This is a genomic window from Gordonia sp. NPDC003422 (genome assembly GCF_053588675.1).
Window position 1 is genome coordinate 49,696 of record NZ_JBSFQL010000027.1, and the last position, 20,597, is coordinate 70,292.

General features: G+C 65.5%; 28 protein-coding genes, 1 tRNA gene and 1 pseudogene. 20 read left to right on the plus strand and 10 right to left on the minus strand.

Annotated elements, in window-relative coordinates:
* Position 1 precedes the first annotated feature (1 nt).
* Positions 2 to 1,705, minus strand: coding sequence for a hypothetical protein (locus ACWDTF_RS20330; RefSeq protein WP_355276136.1), 1,704 nt, complete (start codon positions 1,703 to 1,705; stop codon positions 2 to 4).
* A gap of 179 nt (positions 1,706 to 1,884) precedes the next feature.
* Between ACWDTF_RS20330 and ACWDTF_RS20335 the strand changes: the two genes are divergently transcribed.
* Together ACWDTF_RS20335 and ACWDTF_RS20340 are read left to right on the plus strand one after the other, a co-directional pair.
* Positions 1,885 to 2,496 (plus strand): thymidine kinase, encoded by a 612-nt coding sequence (locus ACWDTF_RS20335; RefSeq protein ID WP_240861656.1) that lies wholly within the window; start codon positions 1,885 to 1,887, stop codon positions 2,494 to 2,496.
* 12 nt (positions 2,497 to 2,508) lie between these two features.
* Positions 2,509 to 2,952 (plus strand): SRPBCC family protein, encoded by a 444-nt coding sequence (locus ACWDTF_RS20340; RefSeq protein WP_240861654.1) that lies wholly within the window; start codon positions 2,509 to 2,511, stop codon positions 2,950 to 2,952.
* 22 nt (positions 2,953 to 2,974) lie between these two features.
* Here the strand turns inward: ACWDTF_RS20340 and ACWDTF_RS20345 are convergent, their stop codons facing one another.
* Positions 2,975 to 3,448 carry a YybH family protein gene (locus ACWDTF_RS20345; RefSeq protein ID WP_449754937.1) on the minus strand — a complete coding sequence of 158 codons (474 nt, stop codon included), beginning with the start codon at positions 3,446 to 3,448 and terminating at the stop codon, positions 2,975 to 2,977.
* 498 nt (positions 3,449 to 3,946) lie between these two features.
* Between ACWDTF_RS20345 and ACWDTF_RS20350 the strand changes: the two are divergent.
* The 17 genes and pseudogenes from ACWDTF_RS20350 to ACWDTF_RS20430 form a co-directional block, all read left to right on the plus strand.
* Positions 3,947 to 4,732: pseudogene (locus ACWDTF_RS20350) on the plus strand (tyrosine-type recombinase/integrase); the annotation flags it as partial.
* 505 nt (positions 4,733 to 5,237) lie between these two features.
* Positions 5,238 to 5,471, plus strand: coding sequence for a helix-turn-helix domain-containing protein (locus ACWDTF_RS20355; protein WP_449754938.1), 234 nt, complete (start codon positions 5,238 to 5,240; stop codon positions 5,469 to 5,471).
* Between the two features lie 82 nt (positions 5,472 to 5,553).
* Positions 5,554 to 5,829 (plus strand): DUF6011 domain-containing protein, encoded by a 276-nt coding sequence (locus tag ACWDTF_RS20360; protein ID WP_449754939.1) that lies wholly within the window; start codon positions 5,554 to 5,556, stop codon positions 5,827 to 5,829.
* Positions 5,822 to 6,142: a DUF2742 domain-containing protein gene (locus ACWDTF_RS20365; RefSeq protein WP_449754940.1), complete on the plus strand. Its 321-nt coding sequence runs from the start codon at positions 5,822 to 5,824 to the stop codon at positions 6,140 to 6,142. The genes ACWDTF_RS20360 and ACWDTF_RS20365 overlap by 8 nt, the downstream gene beginning before the upstream one ends.
* Positions 6,139 to 7,353, plus strand: coding sequence for an AAA family ATPase (locus tag ACWDTF_RS20370; RefSeq protein ID WP_449754941.1), 1,215 nt, complete (start codon positions 6,139 to 6,141; stop codon positions 7,351 to 7,353). Before ACWDTF_RS20365 ends, ACWDTF_RS20370 begins: the two co-directional genes overlap by 4 nt.
* The gene (locus ACWDTF_RS20375; RefSeq protein WP_449754942.1) at positions 7,350 to 7,811 is read left to right on the plus strand and encodes a hypothetical protein; all 462 of its coding nucleotides are present in this window, start codon (positions 7,350 to 7,352) and stop codon (positions 7,809 to 7,811) included. Before ACWDTF_RS20370 ends, ACWDTF_RS20375 begins: the two co-directional genes overlap by 4 nt.
* Entirely contained in the window at positions 7,805 to 8,125 is a 321-nt protein-coding gene (locus tag ACWDTF_RS20380; protein ID WP_449754943.1) for a WhiB family transcriptional regulator, read from the plus strand. The genes ACWDTF_RS20375 and ACWDTF_RS20380 overlap by 7 nt, the downstream gene beginning before the upstream one ends.
* Entirely contained in the window at positions 8,122 to 8,913 is a 792-nt protein-coding gene (locus ACWDTF_RS20385) for a hypothetical protein (RefSeq protein WP_449754944.1), read from the plus strand. Before ACWDTF_RS20380 ends, ACWDTF_RS20385 begins: the two co-directional genes overlap by 4 nt.
* On the plus strand, positions 8,910 to 9,059 hold the full coding sequence (locus ACWDTF_RS20390) for a hypothetical protein (protein ID WP_449754945.1): 150 nt from the start codon (positions 8,910 to 8,912) through the stop codon (positions 9,057 to 9,059). The genes ACWDTF_RS20385 and ACWDTF_RS20390 overlap by 4 nt, the downstream gene beginning before the upstream one ends.
* A 201-nt stretch (positions 9,060 to 9,260) precedes the next feature.
* The gene (locus ACWDTF_RS20395) at positions 9,261 to 9,614 is read left to right on the plus strand and encodes a helix-turn-helix domain-containing protein (RefSeq protein ID WP_449754946.1); all 354 of its coding nucleotides are present in this window, start codon (positions 9,261 to 9,263) and stop codon (positions 9,612 to 9,614) included.
* Positions 9,598 to 9,792 (plus strand): hypothetical protein, encoded by a 195-nt coding sequence (locus tag ACWDTF_RS20400; RefSeq protein ID WP_449754947.1) that lies wholly within the window; start codon positions 9,598 to 9,600, stop codon positions 9,790 to 9,792. Before ACWDTF_RS20395 ends, ACWDTF_RS20400 begins: the two co-directional genes overlap by 17 nt.
* Positions 9,792 to 10,613 (plus strand): hypothetical protein, encoded by an 822-nt coding sequence (locus tag ACWDTF_RS20405; protein WP_449754948.1) that lies wholly within the window; start codon positions 9,792 to 9,794, stop codon positions 10,611 to 10,613. Before ACWDTF_RS20400 ends, ACWDTF_RS20405 begins: the two co-directional genes overlap by 1 nt.
* A gap of 126 nt (positions 10,614 to 10,739) precedes the next feature.
* Positions 10,740 to 11,048, plus strand: coding sequence for an HNH endonuclease (locus ACWDTF_RS20410; RefSeq protein WP_240862948.1), 309 nt, complete (start codon positions 10,740 to 10,742; stop codon positions 11,046 to 11,048).
* A 114-nt stretch (positions 11,049 to 11,162) separates the two neighbouring features.
* Positions 11,163 to 11,561: a P27 family phage terminase small subunit gene (locus ACWDTF_RS20415; RefSeq protein ID WP_449754949.1), complete on the plus strand. Its 399-nt coding sequence runs from the start codon at positions 11,163 to 11,165 to the stop codon at positions 11,559 to 11,561.
* Entirely contained in the window at positions 11,551 to 11,847 is a 297-nt protein-coding gene (locus ACWDTF_RS20420; protein WP_449754950.1) for a hypothetical protein, read from the plus strand. Before ACWDTF_RS20415 ends, ACWDTF_RS20420 begins: the two co-directional genes overlap by 11 nt.
* Entirely contained in the window at positions 11,840 to 12,046 is a 207-nt protein-coding gene (locus tag ACWDTF_RS20425; RefSeq protein ID WP_449754951.1) for a hypothetical protein, read from the plus strand. The genes ACWDTF_RS20420 and ACWDTF_RS20425 overlap by 8 nt, the downstream gene beginning before the upstream one ends.
* 30 nt (positions 12,047 to 12,076) lie before the next feature.
* Positions 12,077 to 12,766: a hypothetical protein gene (locus ACWDTF_RS20430; RefSeq protein WP_449754952.1), complete on the plus strand. Its 690-nt coding sequence runs from the start codon at positions 12,077 to 12,079 to the stop codon at positions 12,764 to 12,766.
* A 499-nt stretch (positions 12,767 to 13,265) separates the two neighbouring features.
* Here ACWDTF_RS20430 and ACWDTF_RS20435 read toward each other — a convergent pair whose 3' ends face one another.
* The 5 genes from ACWDTF_RS20435 to orn form a co-directional block, all read right to left on the minus strand.
* A complete protein-coding gene (locus ACWDTF_RS20435) occupies positions 13,266 to 13,562 on the minus strand; it encodes a hypothetical protein (RefSeq protein ID WP_449754953.1) in 297 nt (98 codons plus the stop codon).
* Positions 13,559 to 13,858: a hypothetical protein gene (locus ACWDTF_RS20440; RefSeq protein WP_449754954.1), complete on the minus strand. Its 300-nt coding sequence runs from the start codon at positions 13,856 to 13,858 to the stop codon at positions 13,559 to 13,561. Before ACWDTF_RS20440 ends, ACWDTF_RS20435 begins: the two co-directional genes overlap by 4 nt.
* Positions 13,855 to 14,094 carry a hypothetical protein gene (locus ACWDTF_RS20445; RefSeq protein ID WP_449754955.1) on the minus strand — a complete coding sequence of 80 codons (240 nt, stop codon included), beginning with the start codon at positions 14,092 to 14,094 and terminating at the stop codon, positions 13,855 to 13,857. Before ACWDTF_RS20445 ends, ACWDTF_RS20440 begins: the two co-directional genes overlap by 4 nt.
* A gap of 267 nt (positions 14,095 to 14,361) precedes the next feature.
* Positions 14,362 to 14,434, minus strand: a tRNA-His gene (locus ACWDTF_RS20450).
* A gap of 104 nt (positions 14,435 to 14,538) precedes the next feature.
* Positions 14,539 to 15,138, minus strand: coding sequence for an oligoribonuclease (gene orn, locus ACWDTF_RS20455; RefSeq protein WP_355276131.1), 600 nt, complete (start codon positions 15,136 to 15,138; stop codon positions 14,539 to 14,541).
* A 48-nt stretch (positions 15,139 to 15,186) separates the two neighbouring features.
* Between orn and ACWDTF_RS20460 the strand changes: the two genes are divergently transcribed.
* The gene (locus ACWDTF_RS20460; RefSeq protein ID WP_449754956.1) at positions 15,187 to 16,809 is read left to right on the plus strand and encodes a helicase HerA-like domain-containing protein; all 1,623 of its coding nucleotides are present in this window, start codon (positions 15,187 to 15,189) and stop codon (positions 16,807 to 16,809) included.
* Between the two features lie 134 nt (positions 16,810 to 16,943).
* Here the strand turns inward: ACWDTF_RS20460 and cmrA are convergent, their stop codons facing one another.
* From cmrA to ACWDTF_RS20475, 3 genes are read right to left on the minus strand one after another with little or no spacing between them, the layout of a single operon-like run.
* On the minus strand, positions 16,944 to 17,756 hold the full coding sequence (cmrA, locus tag ACWDTF_RS20465; protein ID WP_240860049.1) for a mycolate reductase: 813 nt from the start codon (positions 17,754 to 17,756) through the stop codon (positions 16,944 to 16,946).
* A 36-nt stretch (positions 17,757 to 17,792) separates the two neighbouring features.
* Positions 17,793 to 19,856, minus strand: a complete 2,064-nt coding sequence (locus tag ACWDTF_RS20470) for an NADPH-dependent 2,4-dienoyl-CoA reductase (protein ID WP_240860048.1) — start codon at positions 19,854 to 19,856, stop codon at positions 17,793 to 17,795.
* 43 nt (positions 19,857 to 19,899) lie between these two features.
* Entirely contained in the window at positions 19,900 to 20,445 is a 546-nt protein-coding gene (locus ACWDTF_RS20475) for a PadR family transcriptional regulator (protein ID WP_240860047.1), read from the minus strand.
* Between the last annotated feature and the right edge of the window lie 152 nt (positions 20,446 to 20,597).

The window sequence follows — 20,597 nt, forward strand, 5'->3', positions numbered from 1 at the left end:
CTCAGCGCACGTTGATCGCGAAGGCGGCCAGCCGCGTCGACACCTGTTCCGGGCGGCCGTTGTTCTGGCGCGCGGCAGCGGTCAGGACGTCGATGTGGTTGTAGCCGGGCAAGCGGACGACGATGCCACGCGGATTGGCCGCCGGGGTGGGTTGCACACCGCCCGCGGCGATGAACGTCACCATCGGTGCGCGATTGGCGGCGCCGGGATAGAACCGGTGACGAGCCGCCGCGCCGCCGTTGCGGTTCGACAGTTCGGCAGGCAGCGCGGTGGGGAAGTACCACTCGGTGAAGTCGAGCGGCGGTTCGGACAGGTTACGCGCGAGTTCGTGGATCGAGGTGACCTCGTTGCTGGGCGTCGTGTATCGGTACAGGGATGGATCGATCTGGTCGTAGTCGCGCCAGGTATAGACGATGTCGGGCGCGAACCCGCTCGGTGCATACTTCGGTGCGTCGCCGAAAGAAGTGAGCGACAGGGGAATCCGCTTCGCCACGGCGTCCGGCAAGGGGAATGACTTCGGGACGACCGGACCGGAGCCGATGAACCCGACACTGGTCTGCAGGAAGCCGAAGGGTTGTGAGTTGTCGTCGAGGATGGCGCCGAGGACAGCGGTGTTGGTGGCGTGCAGGGTGTGGATGTCGGGTTGGCCGGTGAGGAACATCGGGTAGTCCTTGGCCAGCAGCGTGCGCAGCGTCATGTCGACGTTGAGGTTCTTGGGCAAGTGGGTGATGACGTCGTCGACGCCGTCGGGGTCGAGTCGGGCGGCGAGGCCGGTGAGGGCGAGCAGGTTCATCGTCTCCGGATTGATGACCGCGGGCAGCGCCAGCACCGGCAGTGCGGTGTCGACGATTCCGAGTGCGGCGTCGAGCACGGTGCCCACCGGTGCGGGGATGTCCGGAATGCGAACGCTGGTAGGAAGATTCAGCCCACCGGTGAGTGCGGTGAGGTCGGAGGTGATACCGGTGTCGAGCGCGACGTATCCCGCGCACTGATTGAACCCGGCGTCCTGCGTGGTCCGTCGATCGCCGTCGAAGTCCCACTCGGCGAAGAACCCGGTGATGAAGCCGCCGAGCGAATGGCCGCCGCAGATCACCTTCTGCTTGCGGAGTCGCTGGTCGGGAAGCTCAGCGCGGAGAAGGTCGTATTCGTCGCGGAGGGTCTGCTCGACACCCTGGTGCCGCAACCAGGCGTACTGCGGGCCGTTCGCCGGGAAGTCGGGGAATCCAGCGAATCGGCGACCATTGACGGTCTTCCCGGACACGTAGTAACCGGCTGCGGTCTCGAAGGAGCCAGACTTCAGCGCGGCGTCGATGCCGGTGTGGTCTTCCATGCAGTTGGACCGACGGTCGAGGGCCCAGAACTCGATCGACGACCCGGCCCGCGCAGCGGCGGCCACCGTGTTGCGCGCAACGCTTTCGAATGCGCCTGCGCCCTCGAAGATCCCCGGTTGAGCCACCACGATGCGATCGGCGTCGGCCGACCGTACTGGGCCGGCGGAGGATCGGAAACGCAAGTACGACAACCAGTCACACGCCTCGGGGTGTCTTCCGGCGGTCGGCGGCAACGGTATGCGTACCCGAACGACGGTCGCGACGACCCACGACACCGCGGACGTGGAGGCGTAGGTGGTCTCCGATCGAGCGGGCGCGGCCTCCGACGTCGGTGCGCCGGTCCACGTCAGCGCCAACGCTGTCGACAACACCATGGCCACCACGACACTTCTCCGACGCGCCACCATCGCATGACCCCCCAAGTTGTGACCGACGACACTTTCGCCAGAGGCTACTCGTCCGGGAGATCCACGATGCGCGGTTCGGCGTCATGCGCAAGCGCTGCCGCGGTGCGGCATCATCGGACGATGAGTTCGTGGTGTGGTGACGTGCGATGATCGCGCGGCTCGTCTTCTTTCATGGCCCGATGGGTGCGGGCAAGTCGACCTTTGCCCTGCAGACGCACTTCAACCAGAGTCGGCAGGGGCGCCGTGGCGTTCTGGTCAGCACTCTGGACCGGTCGGGTGCGCCAATGGTGACGAGCCGGATCGGTCTGACTGCCACCGCGGTCATCGTCGGGCCGGGCGATGACGTGTTCGCCGCTGCCATGGACGACGGATCGGCAGGCGAACTCGACTACGTGGTGTGCGACGAGGCGCAGTTCCTGACGCCGTCACAGGTGGAGGCCCTGGTGCGTCTCGTCGACGAGGCGGGGGTGGATGTGCTCGCGTTCGGTCTGCTCACGGACTTTCAGGCGCGGCTGTTCCCGGGGTCGGCACGGCTCATCGAAGTCGCCGACGAGGTGCACCGCATGCAGGCGATCGTGCTGTGCTGGTGTGGTCGCCCGGCCACGCACAATGCCCGCGTGGCCGACGGTGTGGTGGTGCGCTCGGGTGATCGCGTGGCCGTCGGGGATGTGGTTGTGGGGGAGATTGCTTCAGGCGATACACAGGTCCACTACCAGGCACTATGTCGGCTTCACCATCGGCAGGGCCGGCTCGGGTGATTGGATCGGAGCATGATCGATCGGATCGTGAGTGCGCAACGTGTCATCCATGCACCCGCGGCGGTGATTTTCGAGTTGATCGCCGATCCGGCGCGGCAACCCGAATGGGACGGCAATGACAATCTCGCCACGGCGGCTCCTGAACAACGGGTGCGCGCGGTGGGTGACGTGTTCGCGATGACCCTCACCACGGGTGCCGTCCGGGAGAATCACGTCGAGGAATTCGACGAGGGCCGTCTGATTGCGTGGCGTCCGTCGGAGCCGGGCGGTCCGCCTCCCGGACATCTGTGGCGATGGGAACTCGAACCCGCCAACGATCAGGTGCTGGTGACCCACACCTACGACTGGACAAGGCTCACCGATGAGAAGAGGCTTCCGCGTGCACGGGCGACCACGTCGGAGAAGTTGAGCGCGTCTTTGGACCGCTTGGCCGCGGTCGCGGAAGCATCTGTGTAACAGTCAGTTTCGGCTGCGGAGATCAGCTGTCGAGGCCGCGGGCGAGTTCTGCGACGTGGTCGAACGGTATTGGGTGCACGAGAGCGTCTGCGTGGCGGTGGATGATCTGCCAGCCGTCGGCGTGACGTCGGAACACCAGCGTGAGGCGCAGCGACCAGTCTTGCGGTTCTCGACCGTCGATCACTCCGCTTTGGCGTTCCACACCGACCAGCACGACCATGTCGCCCGACACATACGTGGCCTCCGTGACCCAGGTCGCTTCGCCAGGGCCGGCGAAGAAGGCGCTGACCGCGTCGATCGCCTCGTCGGTTCCTTCGGATCCGTGGATTGTTGGCCCTCCGCCCGGCGGCATCAACGTGTAGTCGTCGGAGTGCTCGAGCAGGGCCAGATATGTGCGGGCATCACCTCGAATGAAGGCGGCCGCGGCCTCGTCCACGCGGGCGATGAGCTCCGCGAGGTCGGCGTCGGTGATCGGGTCATTCTGGCCGGTGGCCATGGTGTGAATATACGCCCGCGGCGACGGTCGGCCCAGGTCGTGATTGGTGGGCGAAAGCAGAAGGTCGGAGGGCGAAACGCCCTCCGACCTGCTAGGGGTGGATGACGGGACTCGAACCCGCGACAGCCAGGATCACAACCAGACCCCCGCAGGGGGTCATATTCTGTTGTCTACCAGCCCGAACAGTGGTCTGCCTGCCTGGTGATCTGCACTCTACACGCGGACATATCACCACGCAATTACCTGCAAACGTACACCTGAGACGTGCGATAAGGTTGCAGCGTGGCCAGCACACGCCGATCGTGGGGCACCGTTCGCGGCATGAGGAACGGTGCATACCAGGCGTCGTACGTCGCCCGTGACGGCGTTCGCTACTACGGGCCGCACACCTACCGTGCAAAAGCGGATGCTGAGGGTTGGCTGTCCTCTGAGCGGAAGCTGATCGAGCTGGGGGAGTGGAAACCGCCGGCCGAGCGGGCCGCCGAGCAGGCCGCGAGCATGATCGTGTTCCGTGACTTCGCGACCCGATGGCTGGCCGAGCGGGATCTCTCACCGAAAACCCGATGGATGTATCAGACGTTGCTCGACAGTCGGATTCTTCCGGCGTTCGGTGATGAAGCGGTCCGCGACATCACGCCCGCGCTCGTGCGTACATGGTGGGCAGGACTCGGCAAAGCGACGCCGACACGATCCGCTCACGCGTATCAGCTACTCAAAACGATCTTCAACACCGCGGTTGGAGACAAGCTTGTACCCGAGAATCCGTGCCAGGTCGCCGGTGCCGGCAAGCCGCCGAAGCGCCGCGAGGTCGAGTTGCTGACACCGACCGAGCTGGTGGACGTCACTGCCAAGATGCCGGAACAGTATCGGGTGGCCGTGCCCGTGGCCGCGTGGTGCGGACTGCGGTTTGGCGAGCTGATCGAGCTGCGACGCAAGGACATAGCGCGGTCGGATGGTCGCATGGTGTTGCGCATTCGGCGATCGGCAACGCGTGTCGATGGGAAGCTCGTTGTCGGCCCGCCGAAGTCGGATGCCGGCATTCGAGACGTTCACGTACCGCCGCACGTCGCGGACATGCTCACCGAGCACATGAAGGCACACACCGGCCGCGGACCAGAGTCGTTTGTGTTCACCACAACTCGCGGCCTCCGGCTATCGCAGACGGCGTTCACAAAACCATTCAAGGCAGCGTTGCCGAAGGGCAAAGGGCATGTGCGCGTGCACGACCTACGACACGTCGGAGCAGTCCTCGCCGCGCAGGCGGGCGCGACCACCAAAGAGCTGATGGCGCGGTTAGGGCACACCACCCCAGAAATGGCGATGCGCTACCAGCACGCTGCCGCCGATCGCGATGCCGCGATAGCGCGGAAGTTGTCGGAACTGGCCGAGCAGTAGGCGACACGCCCGAAGATGTGAGAAATCTGGGGGCACTTTCTCGTACCCCGCCATCCACCGTCTGCTACCGCTGGCCACCCGCAGCTACCTGGCGAAGGGAACACTTTCTGCTAGCGCAGAGCGCACGCAGAGCGTACGCAGAGCGTCCAAAAAGCTGCCCCGCAACATGTTTCGGGCAGGTGCAGTAAAGGGGCGTGAGTCCCCTTACCCCCTGGGGCACGAAACTCACCGTTAACTCCACAGGATTCCCCAACACCCCAAACAGTGGATTCACCCACCTAGGCTTGGTTATAGCGGACACAAGTCAGCACGAGAAGTCGGTGGCGGGCGCGCGATCTTGGCGGACACGGCGCCCACCACCGACCTGAACAGAAACCACGAAAGGTGGTCCCCAATGCCCCACGATAGGCGCTCGCCCCTGCCCGCCCAACCTGAGTCCACAACGCCCAGGCGATACAACCGATCGGCCGCGCAGATCGCCGACGAATTCGGCGTGCATCCACGCACGGTGCGGCGATGGCTCGCCGAGGGACGGATCACCGGCCGGCGCGTCGGCCCGCGCGTAATCCGTTTCGACGCGGAAGAAGTCGCCGGCCAACTCATCGGTGGCGTCGGTGGTGCGGCATGAGCGGCCCCAACTACGAGTGGCTCGACCACCTCGACGACCTCGGCATCACCGACGATGACGGTCAGATCGGCGGTGACGTGGGATGACCCGAGCAAAACGAAACCCCGGCGCTGGCGGGCGGACCGGGGCTCGAGAATCCACGTGGGTGCGGGATCACGACAAGTCTAACGCAGATGCCCGCATTTCCTCGCCAACCGCCGATCAGATCTACGAACACGCGGTGATCGAGGCCGCGACCGCGCTCGGATACACGGTCAGCGTTCCGTGCGAGGTGTGCGGTCATCCGCTGACACACCCGAAATCGGTTGGCGCGCATATCGGTCCGAAGTGCGCGGTGAAGGGTGGCCGCGATGACTGACCCTTACATCGAAACCCGCTCGTTCGTTCAACGTCTCGTCGGCATCCACGGTGGGCCAGCTCCCGCCGCGGGATCGCCCGCATGGTGCGCGTTGGGAGACGCAGACCCGGCGAAGCTGCTGGCCGTCCTGCACGCCGGTAGTGCCCACGTGCTCAACCAGTGCCACGAGGCGATCGACGACCGGCGCTTGGCCATTCGTGAGGCGTCCGTGGCGATCTCCCAGGCGAAGGACTGGGCTGCGGTGGCGAAGCGTATCCGCGATCGCGACGAGTTCCACCGATCGAATCCGTGGGCGAAGCGGGTGACCAAATGAGCCAGAACCACCCCGGAACCAGTACCGGAACCGGTTCCGTACCAGTTGACCAGCACAAACACGCACGGCACAACGGGTTTGACGATCAGGTGGTACTGGTACCGAACCCCGGTACCGGAACCACGGAACCACCCCAGTCCGCACCCTATTTCGACATCGCAGCGCTACTCGCCGGCGAGCTGCCCGACCCGCCGAAACCGACCGTCATGCGACGCGACGACGGTCTCGGGATCTTCTACACCGGTCAGCTCAACCTGGTGTTCGGTGACCCGGAATGCGGAAAAACGTGGATCGTGCTGTGCGCCATCGCGCAACTGCTACTCGACGGTGGCCGCGCACTGTTCATCGACCTCGACCACAACGGGGCGATACCCACGGCCACCCGGCTACTCAATCTCGGTGTGCCCGTCGAAGTTCTCGGCGACCTCGACCGATTCCGCTACATCGAACCGGCCGACCCGATCGAAATGCACATGATCGTCGAGGACTGCCGCCGATGGACACCGGACCTGATCGGCCTGGACTCACTCGGCGAGCTGCTACCGATGTTCCGGGCCTCGTCGAACTCCGGCGACGACTTCACCTCGGTTCACGCCAGGATCGTCAAACCGTTGGTTCGTACCGGCGCGTGTGTCGTGCTGATCGACCACCTCGCCAAAGGGATGGAGTCGCGCCAATCCGGGCCGACAGGATCACCGGCCAAACGTCGCGCCGTGGGCGGCGTCTCGCTGCGCGTCAGAGCAAAGGATGCGTTCGTACCCGGCCACGGCGGAACTGCGTACGTCATGGTCAACAAGGATCGCCACGGCGGCCTACGCGCCGGGTCACCCACCGGTGACCGTGAACCACTGGCCGCAGTGTTCGTCCTCAAACCCGGCAGCGGAGACGAACTCACGTTCTCACTGCGCCGAGCCCAGGACGGCGAACAACCCCCAGCCGATCATTCCTCGCCCGATCTCGTCGAGAAGATCGCCTCACTGTCACCCCCACCGAAGTCCGCGAACGACGCCGCCAACCGGATCGGAGGCAATCGGAAGGCCGCACTGAGCGCGTTCCGCGACTGGCAGAACTCAGGTGGTACCGGTTCCGACACGGGTACCGGAACCAGTACCACCCCGGAACCAGCCTGCTCGGTCTGCCGATTCCCCATGTCCCTGGCCGCCGACATCGAGGCCGGCCACCACCACTCTTGCAAGGAGACCACCCGATGACCCGATCACCGAACATCGAAACCGACATGCTGCTCGACGCGGCCGCGGAAACTGAGCTGCTGCACGGACACACCGCCGACCTGCTCGCCGACCACGGATGCGCCGACACCCACGACGAACCGCTCGACGCACTCAGCGAAGCGGTCGACAACCTCCGGCGCGCAGCCCGCAACTTCACCCACTACAGCGACGGCAGAGTCATCCGGGTCTGTATCGAGATCGACCCCGACCGCCGCGGCCACACATTCGCGTACACGTACCCGGCGATCGTCGAGCAACGCGGCGAACGCCTGCTGTGCACCGGCGACCGGCCACGCGATCCCGACGAGTCCGACCGCGGTCGATACGAAGTTTGGGTGGACGACGGCGCGGCAACTATCCGCGTCCGCCTCACCGGACCGGGCCGGCACCTGTCGAGCGTGCCCGACGATGACACGGACGGCGGGCCGACATGGTGAGCCGATACCGCGGCCCCGCACGCCGCGAGGGCGGCTGGGTTGACCTCACCGCCGAAATACTGCGCGGGACCGCCGACCTGTCCGGCGCCAACTGCGTCGGTTCCGAAGCGCTGTTCGATCCCAAGGCCCACAACGAGGATCCCACCGACGCCGACTACCGCCACCAGGCCGCGGTCGAGCTGTGCCGCACCTGTCCAGCGGTCGTCGCCTGCGCGCAGTGGGCGGCGACACAGCCCGACGTCCACGCCGTCATCGGTGGACGGCGACCCGCGCTTCCCGGCAACCCCGGCCGACCCCGAAAGAGTGCCGCATGAGCCCCACTGACGACGGTCAGCGAATCCGCCGCGCGCTACTCAACGTCGCCCGCGAACGCTACCGCGAACGGCCGAGGCCGGTCGTCGCAGCCATCGCCGGAGCCCTCGAGCTGGGCGGCCCCGTCCTCGTCGACGACGACGTACTCACAGCCGCAGTCGCCGACACGGCCCTCCTGCGCCGGTGCGGCTGGCGGATCGTTCAGCCTGGCGTGCTGTGGCGGGTGGAACCGGACGGCCACCTGGTGGCCGTCATCGCCCGCCCCGAGGTGAAACAGGATCACACTCCGATCGCCGACCGGCGCCATGGCTGGCGGATCTGGCGCGTCGATTCAGACGGCCGGCTCCAACCCCCATCGGGAGGCAGACGCGGCACCTTCCGCCGACGCGGAAACCTCTACAGCGCAGAATGCCCTCACCACCCGGCCGCTGAAATCCCAGCCCGAAACTGCATCTGCGGGATGCACTACGTTGGCGATTGGGAATCCTTCTGGGCCGGTGTCGAACACAACATCCTCGGCCCGATGAAGAGCCTATCCGAGGCGGTCGTCACGTATGGGCGCGCAGAGGGGCGGACCGCTCTCGACGCACACCCGCAGGTGTGGGACTCAATGCGCGCTACGCGATATCGCGTCCTCGGAGCACTGGTGTCGCGAGGTGTTGAACACCTTCTACCGCCCACATTCGACGTCCCGCTCCGACGCCTCGACTGGGACGCAGAACCCGACAAGATCGCGAGAGCCGCAACCATGCTCGTCGAGCAAGTCGAATTGCAAGGAGACTCACGATGACCGACGCATTCGGCGAAGCCCTGGCCGACGCCTGGCGTGGCGTCAGGCAGCCCGCGGCCGCTGCCGATCGCTGGCCGACCCACCGCAAGAAAGCCCGCAACCGGCGACGCAGACGCGCCCGCCGAGCACGAGAGGCAAACCAATGACGACCGACACCCACCCTGGTCACATCTGCGGCGTCTGTCGCGGCCCCGTCCGCACCTACGCAGGATCGATCTGGAAGTGGACGTGCCGAGCCTGCATCCGCGAACACCTCGGCACGAACAATGAACCACCACAACATGATCCGCTACCACTGCTGAGTAACCTGCGCTCGCGCAACTCGATCGCCAACGGGGCACGCCTCGATGCCGACGACTCTTGACACCGCGCAAACCAAGGTCGCGCTGTGGGTGCTCGCCGAATTCAAGCGCCGCCGCCGCATCGTCGGGCAACCCATCCCGGCCGCGGTCGCCGACCTACACACGCACCTACTCATGTCCGCGTGCGGACCATCCCCGGAACCGGCACGCGCACAATCGAAACCAGCCGAGCAGGTCGACACACTCCAGGCCGCCGATCTGCTCGGTATCACCCCGCGACACGTCCGCCGCCTAGCTCGCGACCTCGACGGCCAACGCATCGGACGACAGTGGGTCTTCAACCGCACCACCGTGATCGACTACGCACAAGGAAGAACACACCATGGCACAACCCACTGACGTCCTCGAAGCCGCCGTCAAGCAATACCTGTCCGAGCTGACCGACGAGGACTTCGCCAAGCTCGTCGCCGAAGTCCGCCCACCCGCCGACGACGACAACCCCGAGCAGAAGCCCAAACCGGACGACGGCCCCGCCTACCCTGAATCCTGGGGCCACCGCCCGAAGGGCGCCAAGTGATGAGCACTAATGCCCTCCCCGGCGACATCGCCAACCTCGTCGGGCAAACCACCGCCCTCGGCGGAACCATCCCCGCCGAGCTGGCCGCGATCACCGACGCCATCGCCGCGGTCGCCGCCTGGTCGCCACCCGAACCAACCGACATCGCCAGCATCATCCGCCGCGGTGACCTCGACGCCGACAACGCCGCAGCCATTCTCGACGACGCCCTCGTGCAGCCGAACCGCAACCCCGCCGACCTCAAGGTCACCGCGAAACACGAACTCACCCAACAGTTCGCGCGCACCCTCCAAGGCAAAGCAGGCGACCAGCTCATCGAGAGCATCCGGCCGACGTTCGAGAAAGCGTGCACCGCGATCGCCAAGGCAGCCGAACTCGTCCCCGCCAACGCCACACCCGCCGACCTCGCCGAAGCCAACGACCAGTACATCGCCGCGTGGCGCACACTCGGCGAACACCGAACCACCCTCGACCAGGTAGCCGGCGTGCTCGGGTTCCTCACCGAGCGCTTCGACGTCCTCGGCGCCCCGCAGCCATGGCACGGCCCCCGCTGGATCGACGCCGCCTTCTACGTCACCGACGTGTCCTGGCTCGAACGGTGCGGCCGCGCACTCACCGCGCACAACGGGGCAGGAAGCGCACGCGGCGGCAAGTGGCACAGCATCTCGGCGGCGTTGACCCTCAACACCGTCAGCCAAGCTCGCGCCATCCTCGCCGACGCCCACACGGCCCAGCGCGAACACGAGCAAGCCGAGTACGCCCGCACCCACGGCGCACCGGCACCCACTGTCAGACCCGGCAACCAGTTCGCCGAAGTCTGACCCCGAGACCGCGCGACACTCAGCGTCCGATGGTGCGGTCCGCGAGAGTCGCGCACCGGCTGGCCCCGACACACAGACCCCGGAGGTCGTCGGGGCCAGCCACACACCCACCAAGAACGGAACGACATGAGCGGACACAACTGGGGCAACGGTGACCCCCGAACCAGCAGCCACGCATGGCGAAAACTCCGACGCACCATCATCACCCGCGACGGCAACCACTGCTCACAATGCGGAGCAGACGGCCGACAAGTCCGCCTCGACCTCGACCACATCCTCAACGTCAAACGCGGCGGAACCGACACCCCCGACAACGCCCGACTACTCTGCCGCCCCTGTCACACCACCAAAACCCAAGCCGAAAGCCGCGCCGGCATCACAGCACGCCGCGCACGCCTCCACCTACCCGACGAACCCCACCCCGGCAGCCGATGACCACCCCCCCAGGGGCATGGCCCTTCCCGACCCCCACAGCGCACACGGTATGCATAGCCTTCCCCGTCCTGCATGCGACATGCTCAGTCCCCGTTTTTCGATTGGAGCCCCCCGATGACCGATGTGAAGCCCCCACGGTGTCCGTCGTCGCTGGCCAAGGCTGGTCGCACGTTGTGGCGGACCATCACCCAGCAGGTCGCCGACGACGGTCTGATGCTCGATGCCCGCGAGCTCGAGGTCTTACGTCAGGCGTGTGCGACGGCTGACGATCTCGCTCGGATCGAGCAGGTTCTCGGCTCGGTCGACAACCTGGTCGTCAAGGGCTCGCAGGGGCAGCCGGTATCGCATCCGATGCTGTCGGAGGCCCGCGCGTGCCGCTCTCAGATCGCGTCCCTGGTGGCTCGCCTGGACCTGGACGTATCCGCGGCGGCCGTGTTGCCCAAGGTGAAGGGTCCGAGGTCTGTGCAGGCGCGTCGGGCGGCAAATGTGAGGTGGCAGGGTCGTGGCGCGTAGACCCGCGGGAGACGTTGCGGCCGGCGTGTATGTGCGTGATCTGCTCGTCGCCTACGAGCGTAAGCACCGGGAGCGTTGGGCGCCGCACGGCCGGACCATCGGCGAGTGTGTGCAGGCCGTCGAGGCATCTGACATCGAGGTCGCCGAGGACTATCTCGCATTCGTGGAGTCGAGTGTGATGGGCACGGTGTCGGGTCGGTTCGATCTGCATGGCGGGCGCAGGTTCTTGCTGTCGGGTGACCGGCTGGTGGAATTCGACGAGCAGGAGGTGCCGCGCGGTGAGTGACGAGTACCCCGACGCCTGGAAACCGCCGGCTGATCGGCGAGAGAAACCACGAAAGACGGTGCGCTATGGGTCGATCGGGACGGGTGCCCGGTTCCCGCTGACCGTGGTTGACGGCTCACTGTTCCCATTCTCGTGGACCGAAGGCCGTGAACCGACCGTCATCGACGGCGTGGTCGAACTCGGCGCCGACGACGACTGATGCCGCGCCGATGTCCTCGACAAGGTGGGCGTGCTCGCCACACTGCCCGACGACATGCACGTGATGACCGAAAGCGTCGCCGCCTTCTACGACGTCCCCCGCGACACAATCTCGGCACTCGTCTCACGCAACCGCGACGAGATCGAAGCGGACGGTTACCGGGTTGTCACCCGATCGGCATTCGAGGAGAGTTTTCAAACCAAACTCCCCTCCTCTGCCAGCACCATCGCCCTTTTTCCGCGCCGAGCTGTCCTCCGCGTTGGGATGCTGCTGCGTGACTCCGGCGTGGCGCGCCAGGTGCGGGACTACCTCCTTGCCGTTGAAGAGGTCGCCTGCGACGCCGCCGAGTTCTGCCGCCACGCCGAACGGGGTCTTGGCGTTGCGATCCGCGATGGACAGGCGAACGGGTCGGTTGAGACACCTGAAGAAACCAAGGCACGCGCGACTCGGCTGGGCGTGCACCGCCGAGAGGTGAAGGCCGGAAGGCGATCTGAATCTACAGAAGAATCAGATCGAAAGCCGACCCCATCCGATTTCGCGTCATCAAGCGAGCTGCACGGTCAATACCACGCCAACAACCGTGGCGGTGGCATCTACGACATGACCGACAACGTTTCCGACACCCAGTTTGAGGAGGCGGTCACCGAGGCCAAGGCCGAAGGCAACCTGTCCCGCGCCAACGTTCGGCCAGTCCAGGCCCGCCACCTACACCCGTACTGAACCAGCCCAAGCCGACTGCATCCACTGCCACAACAGCATTCATAATCTGTAGATCGGCACGTTCCTCACTCGGAGTCAGTGACGAGTAGTCACTGACTCCCGACGAGGCACGTTCCTCACGCACTCGGGGCGGACACTGCCCGAGCAGAGCCAGAAGGAACCCAAGGGTGCCGGTGTCGTTGCCCCGTCCCCGGCGTCTCCACGAATCCATGCCCCTATCGCGTCCGGCCACGGCGTGTTGCCACCTGACCCGGAGGGTAGGCGGTATCGCTGTGGCACCGGGTCTCGGTTCGCGAGGTCGGGATCGGTGGCCCCAAGTGCCGGTTGGGGACTGAGCTACGGCACGTCAGTCGGTTTGCGTCGGACTGTGCGAGAGCGACGGGCACGCAGTCGAATTGGTCGCGTGCGTCGAGCCCTGGCCGGAATCGAACCGGCAACCGTGGGGATGAGCGCCACGGTTCACCGTGAGGGCAGTCGCGGTGATCAGCACCGCGACAGGTCAGACGAGAGTGAGTACCGGTCGGTGAGGTGCGGTGCTGCCACGGACACTGCGCAGTATGTGTGCGGCCACGATCAAGGCATCGGTATCGAGCGTCGACGGTTCGAGGGATCGGCAGGCGTCGGTGCACTCGCGCAACCACATGTCACGGTCAGCGGGCCGCGCGGGTGTCCGCGTGATCGCCTCCATGACGACAGTGAGCATGTGGAGCTGGCTCGTCGTCATGCAGGTGCACTCGAATGCGTCGAACAACTGGGCTAGACGCTCGAGGAGCGCACTGCGATCGGTGCCGCTCATTCGGTGACCCCGAGCAGTCCAGCAGCGCGCATGCCGAGCGCGTCCGCAGCGCGGAACAACTGCGCTGCCGTCAGGGTCGATGCCTCGTCCGTGCCTTTGCGGCACACAGCGATCACGCCTTGCCGGACTGTGGCTGCGAACTCGGCGACGCGCGTCGAGTCCCCGGCCGCACCATTGTCGAGCTGGTCTTCAAGGTCGTGCAACGCGCTGCGGATCTGGTCGACGTCGACACCCACCTCGCGAGCGACGTCATGCAGGTTCCACCACGCGGTGAGCTGACTGTCGGTGGCGCTCATCGCTGAACCACTACCGATCCGGCAGGTTGAGGGACGAAACACCGCAGCAACAGAACGAAGTCATGCAGTTCGTCGGTGGTGAGTGCGCGGGTGTCGACCTGCTGAATGAGGTGGCGGGTTTCCGAGATGAGTCGTGCGCGGCGGTCGGCTGCTTGGCAACCGTCAGCGTGCTGGGCGCCGATCGCGTTGCAGCAGGCGTGGAACGTCGAATCGATGACGGGATGCTTGGTGCTCATGCGTGCCACCCCAGTTCGATGCAGAGGGACATGACGCCGAGCGGGATGAAATACGCGGCCGCGGCGAACGCTACAGCGCCCGCGACGGCGGATAGGGTGTGATGACGATGCATCGGAACGAGCCTCCGGTGTGTCGAGGCCCTGGCTGGTGCTGTGAACACCGACCGGGGCCTATCTATCTGCGGAGGTCAGAAGCGTTGCACGAAGGGTGCGCCGGGTGATCCGAAAGCAAAAGGTGGGAGGGCAAAAATGCCCTCCCACCTGCGGGGTGGATGACGGGACTCGAACCCGCGACAGCCAGGATCACAACCTGGTGCTCTACCAACTGAACTACATCCACCATCGGCGTCGGAAACCCAGGTGTGATGCGCCGGGTCCCAGAGCCAAGGTCATACTCTAGCGGGTGGCCGCCATCCAACACCAATCGGTTGATGACCAGCGCGTTCAGGCGGGGCCGAGTTCCTCGACGATGGCGGTGAGGGCGTCGGCGTCGGGGCCCGGCTGCGGAACAAACGCGGCCGCACGGTAGTAGCGCAGCTCGCGGATCGATTCCTTGATGTCGGCGAGGGCGCGGTGGGCCAGACCTTTCTCCGGCTGCCCGAAGTAGATGCGTGGATACCAGCGGCGGCACAGTTCCTTGATGGAGCTGACGTCGACCATGCGGTAGTGCAGGTAGGCGTCGAGTTCGGCCATGTCCCGGGAGATGAACCCGCGGTCGGTGGCGATGGAGTTGCCGGCGAGTGGAACCGCTCCGGCGGTGGTCACGTGCTTGCGGATGTACTCGAGCACGCGATTCTCGGCTTCGGCCAAGGTGACCGTGGATGCGCGCACTTCCTCGGTGAGCCCAGACGCCGCATGCATCTTGGTGACAACGTCGGGCATGCCGGCCAGAGCGTCGTCGTCGGCGTGGATCACGATGTCCACACCCTCGCCGAGAACGTTGAGGTCACCGTCGGTGACCAGAGCAGCGATCTCGATGAGCTTGTCGGACCCCAAATCCAGGCCGGTCATCTCACAATCGATCCACACCAGTTTGTCCTGCACGCATCGAGCTTAACCAACAGGTGTCGATCGCTATTGTTGCTCTCGAGGATGCTCGTCGACGAGAGGACGCCCGTGACCGACGCCAATGGCCCAGACCAGAGCACGAATCCGCCTGCCGAACCCAGCCCGGCCCAGAAGATCGCCGCCGGGTACGCGTTCGGGTCGACGTCGCTGGAACTGGGGACGGTGTCGGTCGACGGCCAGGTCGACCCCGCAGCCAGGGTGCGCATCCCGCTCGCGATGATGAATCGGCACGGTCTCGTCGCGGGTGCGACCGGCACCGGTAAGACAAAGTCGCTGCAGCTCATCGCCGAGCAACTCTCGGCCAACGGGGTGCCGGTCGTGATGGCCGACATCAAGGGTGACCTGTCGGGCCTCAGCCAACCGGGGGTGACCAATGACAAGATCACGGCGCGTGCGCAGCAGACCGGCGATGACTGGCAGCCGTCTGCATATCCGGTCGAGTTCGTGTCGCTCGGCTCGACAGGTATCGGTGTGCCGATCCGCGCAACGATCACCTCTTTCGGGCCGATTCTGTTGAGCAAGGTGTTGGGGCTCAACGAAACCCAGGAATCCACGTTGGGACTGATCTTCCACTGGGCGGATCAGAAGGGTCTGCCGCTGCTGGATCTGAAAGACCTGCGCTCGGTCATCGCCCACCTCACCAGCGACGAGGGTAAACCGGAGTTGAAGGCGATCGGCGGTGTCTCGACGCAGACGGCCGGGGTGATCCTGCGCGCCCTCACGAATCTGGAGGCCGACGGTGGCGACACCTTCTTCGGCGAACCGGAGGTCGAGCCGGCCGATCTGCTCCGACTGGCGCCGGACGGCCGCGGCATCGTGACGCTCTTCGAACTGGGTGCGCAGGCCGCGCGACCGGCGCTGTTCTCCACCTTCCTGATGTGGATTCTGGCCGACCTGTTCGAGTTCCTGCCGGAGGTCGGCGACATCGACAAGCCCAAACTGGTGTTCATCTTCGACGAGTCCCATCTGCTGTTCGACGACGCGTCGAAGGCCTTTGTCGACCAGGTGGTGCAGACCGTCAAACTCATTCGCTCCAAGGGTGTCGGCGTGTTCTTCTGTTCGCAGCTGCCGACCGACATCCCCAACGAGGTGTTGTCGCAGCTCGGCGCTCGAATTCAACACGCGCTGCGCGCGTTCACGCCCGACGACCAGAAGGCGCTCAGCAAGACCGTCAAGACCTACCCCGTCTCCGATGTCTACAAGCTCGACCAGGCGCTGACATCGTTGGGCACCGGCGAGGCCGTCGTCACCGTGCTGTCGGAGAAGGGTGCGCCCACGCCGGTTGCCTGGACGATCATGCGTCCGCCCCGCTCGTCGATGGAAGCCGTTGGCGCCGAAGGCATCACCGCTGCCGCCAAGGCAAGTCCGCTGTATGCCAAGTACGGTCAGTCGATCGACCGGGAATCGGCATACGAGAAGCTGACCGCAAAGGTGTTGGCCCCGAACGAATCACCGGACGCACCACCGCCGCCGCCCGCACCCGCGCCCGCGCCGGCTCCTGCGCCCAAGCCAGCGCCTGAGGAGCCCGGAGTGCTCACCGAGGTGCTCACCAGCAAGCCGATGCAGAGTTTCCTGCGATCGGCGGCCAGTGCTGCGGGGCGAGAGTTCAGTCGCGCGATCTTCGGGACGGGTAGGCGACGGAGGTAGAGCCACCCCCGCTGATCGAGCCGCTAGGCGAGGCACCGTGTCGAGATCACCTAACGCGACCCGCGCTAACCGAGTCCGAGATGTCCTTCGAGTAACCCGACGAATCGACGCTCGATCACCGACTCCGGGTTCGATCAGTGTTCGTCGTTACCGAGCTTCTTGTAGAAGGAGCCGACAATCGGTGCGACGATTGCCCGCGGGCTGTAGCCGCCGGCCACCGACATGGCCTTGGACAGGGTGCCGGGGACGACGCGCATCTTGTTGTGCGCCAAGGCATCCAGACTCATCTCGGCAACCTTGGTGCTCGAGTGCCAGAGGAAGTCGGGCACCATCCGGTCGACGATCGACGCGTCGTCGGCCGATGGTGTCTCGGTACGCACGGGTCCTGGGGCCAGCAAGGTTACGTGCACGCCCTGCCCGGCCACCTCGCCGCGCACCGACTCGCTGAACGTGTTCACGAAGGCCTTGGTGGCGGCGTAGGTGGCGTTGTTGGGAATCGGCATGTTGCCCGCGGCAGACCCGACCATCAAGATGCCCCCCGATCCACGCTGGACCATCTGGGGGAGAACCGCGAGGGTCAGGTCGTGAACCGCGTTGACGTTCAAGAGAACCTGCGCACGCTCATATGCGGGGTCGAGCTCGCTCACGGCGCCGAACGTGGCGATCCCGGCGTTGTTGCACAAGATCGAGATCTCTCGGTCGGCGAACTCGGCGACCAGAACCTCGACAGCGGGCGGCTCGGAGAGATCCACCGCGCGAACTTCGGCAACAACGCCGTGCCGATCCTGCAGCTCGCCGGCGAGGTCTTCGAGAATGTCGCCGCGGCGGGCGACCAGGATCAGCGAATGGCCACGCGCAGCCAGTGCGCGCGCCAGTTCCATGCCGATCCCGGATGATGCCCCGGTGACGACGGCTCGAGCGGATTCGGTGGGTGACGGCAACGGCATGGCGGCCATCGTAGCCGCCAGCCGTATCGGGCCCGGTCAGCCGATGCCCGCCGCCACCTCGGTACCCTGCCGGATGGCCCGTTTGGCGTCGAGTTCGGCGGCCAGGTCGGCACCGCCGATCACGTGCGTGGTGACGCCGGCGAGGGTGAGCGGGTCGATCAGCTCGCGCACCGATTCCTGGCCCGCACACACGACGACGTTGTCCACCTCGAGAATCCGGGTATCGGTGACATTGCCTTCCTCGTCACGGAAACTCAGGTGCAGTCCGGCGTCGTCGATCTTGTCGTAATGGGCACCCGAGATCTGCTCGACGCCCTTCATCTTGATCGTCGCGCGGTGCACCCAGCCCGTGGTCTTGCCGAGCGTCTTGCCCTGCTTGCCGGACTTGCGCTGCACGAGGTACACCTCGCGGATGGCCGGCAGCGGCCGCGGCTTGGTGACGAAGCCGGGTTTGGAGCCGTCCTCGGTGACGCCCCATTCCTGTTCCCACTCTTTGAGATTCAGCGACGGCGACTCGTCGGTGGTGAGGAATTCACTGACGTCGAAGCCGATGCCGCCGGCACCGATGACGGCCACCCGCTTGCCGATCTCGCGGCGTCCGAGCACGGCGTCGGCGTAGGACATCACCATCGGGTGGTCGACGCCCGGGATGCTCGGGATTCTGGGTGTGACGCCGGTCGCGACGATTACGTCGTCGTACTTCGCGTCGATGATCTCATCGGCGGTGACTCGCTTGTTCAGCAAGACGTTGACGTTGTTGATCTCGAGTTGTCGGGTGAAGTAGCGGATGGTCTCCCGGAACTCTTCCTTACCCGGGATGCGCGACGCGATCGAGAACTGGCCGCCGATGCTGGGTCCGCCTTCGTACAGGTCGACCTTGTGGCCACGCTTGGCTGCGGCGACCGCGGCAGACAAGCCGGCCGGTCCTGCGCCGATGACCGCCACCCGCTTGGCCCGACGCGTCGGACCGAGAAGCAATGTGGTCTCGCGTCCGGCCTGCGGATTGACAAGGCACGAAACGTGTTTGCCGACGAAGGCGTGATCGAGGCACGCCTGGTTGCAGCCGATGCAGGTGTTGATCTCGTCGGAACGTCCCTCTTGTGCCTTGATCGCGAGTTGCGGATCCGCGAGGAACGGGCGAGCCATCTGGATGGCGTCGACGCGGCCACGCTCGAGGACTTCCTCGGCCAGTTCCGCGGTATTGATGCGGTTGGCGGCGATGAGGGGGATGGACACCTGGTCGCGGAGTCGTTCGGTGAACTTCACAAACGCGCCGCGGGGCACCGAGGTGACGATTGTCGGGACCTGCGCCTCATGCCAGCCGATGTCGGTGTTGATGGCGTCGACGCCATGCTCCTCGGCCTTGCGCGCCATGAGCGCGACCTCGTCCCACGTCTGGCCCTTGCGGATCAGGTCGGCGATGGACTGGCGCAGGATGATCGGGAAATCGCGCGGCACCTGGCGACGCATCTCCTTGATGACCTCCACCAGGAAGCGTTGCCGATTCTCGGTGGTTCCGCCCCACTTGTCGGTGCGGTCGTTGGTGTGCGGGCACAGGAACTGGTTGATGAGATAGCCTTCGCCGCCCATGATCTCGACGGCGTCGTACCCAGCTTGACGCGCCAGTTTGGCCGAGCGGCCGAAGGTACGGATGACGTGCCAGATGATCGGCTCGGTCATCTTCAGATGCTTGAACGGGTGGATGGGCGACGGTTCGGACCCGGCGGCGACCTTGAACGGGTTGTAGCCGTAGCGACCGGCGTGGATCAGCTGCATCGCGATCTTGCCGCCCTCGTCGTGCACGGCCTGGGTCACCTTCTTGTGACGCTTGACCTCGAGGACGTTGGTCAGCTTGCCGCCGGCCGGGGAGAGCACGCCCGTGCGGCTGGTGGCGAAGCCGCCGGTGATGATCAGACCCGCACCGCCTTTCGCGCGCTCGGCGAAGTACGCGGCGAGCTTGTCGGCGTCCCACACCCGGTCTTCGAGTCCCGTGTGCATCGACCCCATGACCAGGCGGTTCTTGATGGTCATGCCGCCGATCTGCAGCGGCTCGAAAAGGTGGGGGAAGTGCGGATTGCGCTCGGCCGTGTGGGCTGACATGGCGTTGCCTTTCATCTCAGGGGATTGATCGGTCGGGTGGTGGTCAGGATGAGAGTTCGCGTTCGAGGGCCTCGATGACCTCGTCGCACCAATCGACAAAGCTCTGCTCCTGGCGAAGGCCGCCGCGGAGCACCAAGTACTGGTGCAGCTTTCGTCCGGTCAACGACGTCGGGTCGGGGTAGTAGTCGGCGGCAAAGCCTTGGTAGATGGCCAACTGGGCGAGATGCTCGTCCCGATGCGCCTTGAGTTCGCCGATGATGGCAGCCAGATCGCCGAACTCGGCGGCCCGGAGCTTGACCCCGAGGTCGCTGTGCAGTGGTTGCAGGGGTGTGGGGCTCATCGCCCAGTCCGCCAACACCTTTCGGCCGTCGTCGGAGATGGTGTAGAGCTTCTTGTCCGGCCGTCCGTTCTGGGCCACCGACTCGAAGCTGACGAGTCCGTCGGTGTGCAGCTTCTTCAGGGTTCGGTAGATCTGCTGATGGGTTGCCGACCAGAAGTAGCCGATCGACCGGTCGAACTGCTGACCGATCTCGTACCCCGTGCCGGGGCGTTCGGCCAGGGATACGAGGATCGCATGCTCGAGCGCCATGATCCGACGCTAACACTGCAACAGCGCACTATGCAACTGTGTGTATATGAACTCGGGTGCATATACGGAGCGACCGTTCTCGCGACAACCGGTGCCGAGTTGGAGAACGCCCGTTCTGGCGAACGCCCGTTAAGCAAAAACAAACAGATAAT

Bases quoted from the DNA above. Each gene is read 5' to 3' on its own strand.
- ACWDTF_RS20330 (WP_355276136.1), bottom strand. From the start codon at position 1,705: ATGGTGTTGTCGACAGCGTTGGCGCTGACGTGGACCGGCGCACCGACG.
- ACWDTF_RS20335 (WP_240861656.1), top strand. From the start codon at position 1,885: ATGATCGCGCGGCTCGTCTTCTTTCATGGCCCGATGGGTGCGGGCAAG.
- ACWDTF_RS20340 (WP_240861654.1), top strand. From the start codon at position 2,509: ATGATCGATCGGATCGTGAGTGCGCAACGTGTCATCCATGCACCCGCG.
- ACWDTF_RS20345 (WP_449754937.1), bottom strand. From the start codon at position 3,448: ATGGCCACCGGCCAGAATGACCCGATCACCGACGCCGACCTCGCGGAG.
- ACWDTF_RS20355 (WP_449754938.1), top strand. From the start codon at position 5,238: ATGCCCCACGATAGGCGCTCGCCCCTGCCCGCCCAACCTGAGTCCACA.
- ACWDTF_RS20360 (WP_449754939.1), top strand. From the start codon at position 5,554: ATGACCCGAGCAAAACGAAACCCCGGCGCTGGCGGGCGGACCGGGGCT.
- ACWDTF_RS20365 (WP_449754940.1), top strand. From the start codon at position 5,822: ATGACTGACCCTTACATCGAAACCCGCTCGTTCGTTCAACGTCTCGTC.
- ACWDTF_RS20370 (WP_449754941.1), top strand. From the start codon at position 6,139: ATGAGCCAGAACCACCCCGGAACCAGTACCGGAACCGGTTCCGTACCA.
- ACWDTF_RS20375 (WP_449754942.1), top strand. From the start codon at position 7,350: ATGACCCGATCACCGAACATCGAAACCGACATGCTGCTCGACGCGGCC.
- ACWDTF_RS20380 (WP_449754943.1), top strand. From the start codon at position 7,805: ATGGTGAGCCGATACCGCGGCCCCGCACGCCGCGAGGGCGGCTGGGTT.
- ACWDTF_RS20385 (WP_449754944.1), top strand. From the start codon at position 8,122: ATGAGCCCCACTGACGACGGTCAGCGAATCCGCCGCGCGCTACTCAAC.
- ACWDTF_RS20390 (WP_449754945.1), top strand. From the start codon at position 8,910: ATGACCGACGCATTCGGCGAAGCCCTGGCCGACGCCTGGCGTGGCGTC.
- ACWDTF_RS20395 (WP_449754946.1), top strand. From the start codon at position 9,261: ATGCCGACGACTCTTGACACCGCGCAAACCAAGGTCGCGCTGTGGGTG.
- ACWDTF_RS20400 (WP_449754947.1), top strand. From the start codon at position 9,598: ATGGCACAACCCACTGACGTCCTCGAAGCCGCCGTCAAGCAATACCTG.
- ACWDTF_RS20405 (WP_449754948.1), top strand. From the start codon at position 9,792: ATGAGCACTAATGCCCTCCCCGGCGACATCGCCAACCTCGTCGGGCAA.
- ACWDTF_RS20410 (WP_240862948.1), top strand. From the start codon at position 10,740: ATGAGCGGACACAACTGGGGCAACGGTGACCCCCGAACCAGCAGCCAC.
- ACWDTF_RS20415 (WP_449754949.1), top strand. From the start codon at position 11,163: ATGACCGATGTGAAGCCCCCACGGTGTCCGTCGTCGCTGGCCAAGGCT.
- ACWDTF_RS20435 (WP_449754953.1), bottom strand. From the start codon at position 13,562: ATGAGCGGCACCGATCGCAGTGCGCTCCTCGAGCGTCTAGCCCAGTTG.
- ACWDTF_RS20440 (WP_449754954.1), bottom strand. From the start codon at position 13,858: ATGAGCGCCACCGACAGTCAGCTCACCGCGTGGTGGAACCTGCATGAC.
- ACWDTF_RS20445 (WP_449754955.1), bottom strand. From the start codon at position 14,094: ATGAGCACCAAGCATCCCGTCATCGATTCGACGTTCCACGCCTGCTGC.
- ACWDTF_RS20460 (WP_449754956.1), top strand. From the start codon at position 15,187: ATGCTCGTCGACGAGAGGACGCCCGTGACCGACGCCAATGGCCCAGAC.
- cmrA (WP_240860049.1), bottom strand. From the start codon at position 17,756: ATGCCGTTGCCGTCACCCACCGAATCCGCTCGAGCCGTCGTCACCGGG.
- ACWDTF_RS20470 (WP_240860048.1), bottom strand. From the start codon at position 19,856: ATGTCAGCCCACACGGCCGAGCGCAATCCGCACTTCCCCCACCTTTTC.
- ACWDTF_RS20475 (WP_240860047.1), bottom strand. From the start codon at position 20,445: ATGGCGCTCGAGCATGCGATCCTCGTATCCCTGGCCGAACGCCCCGGC.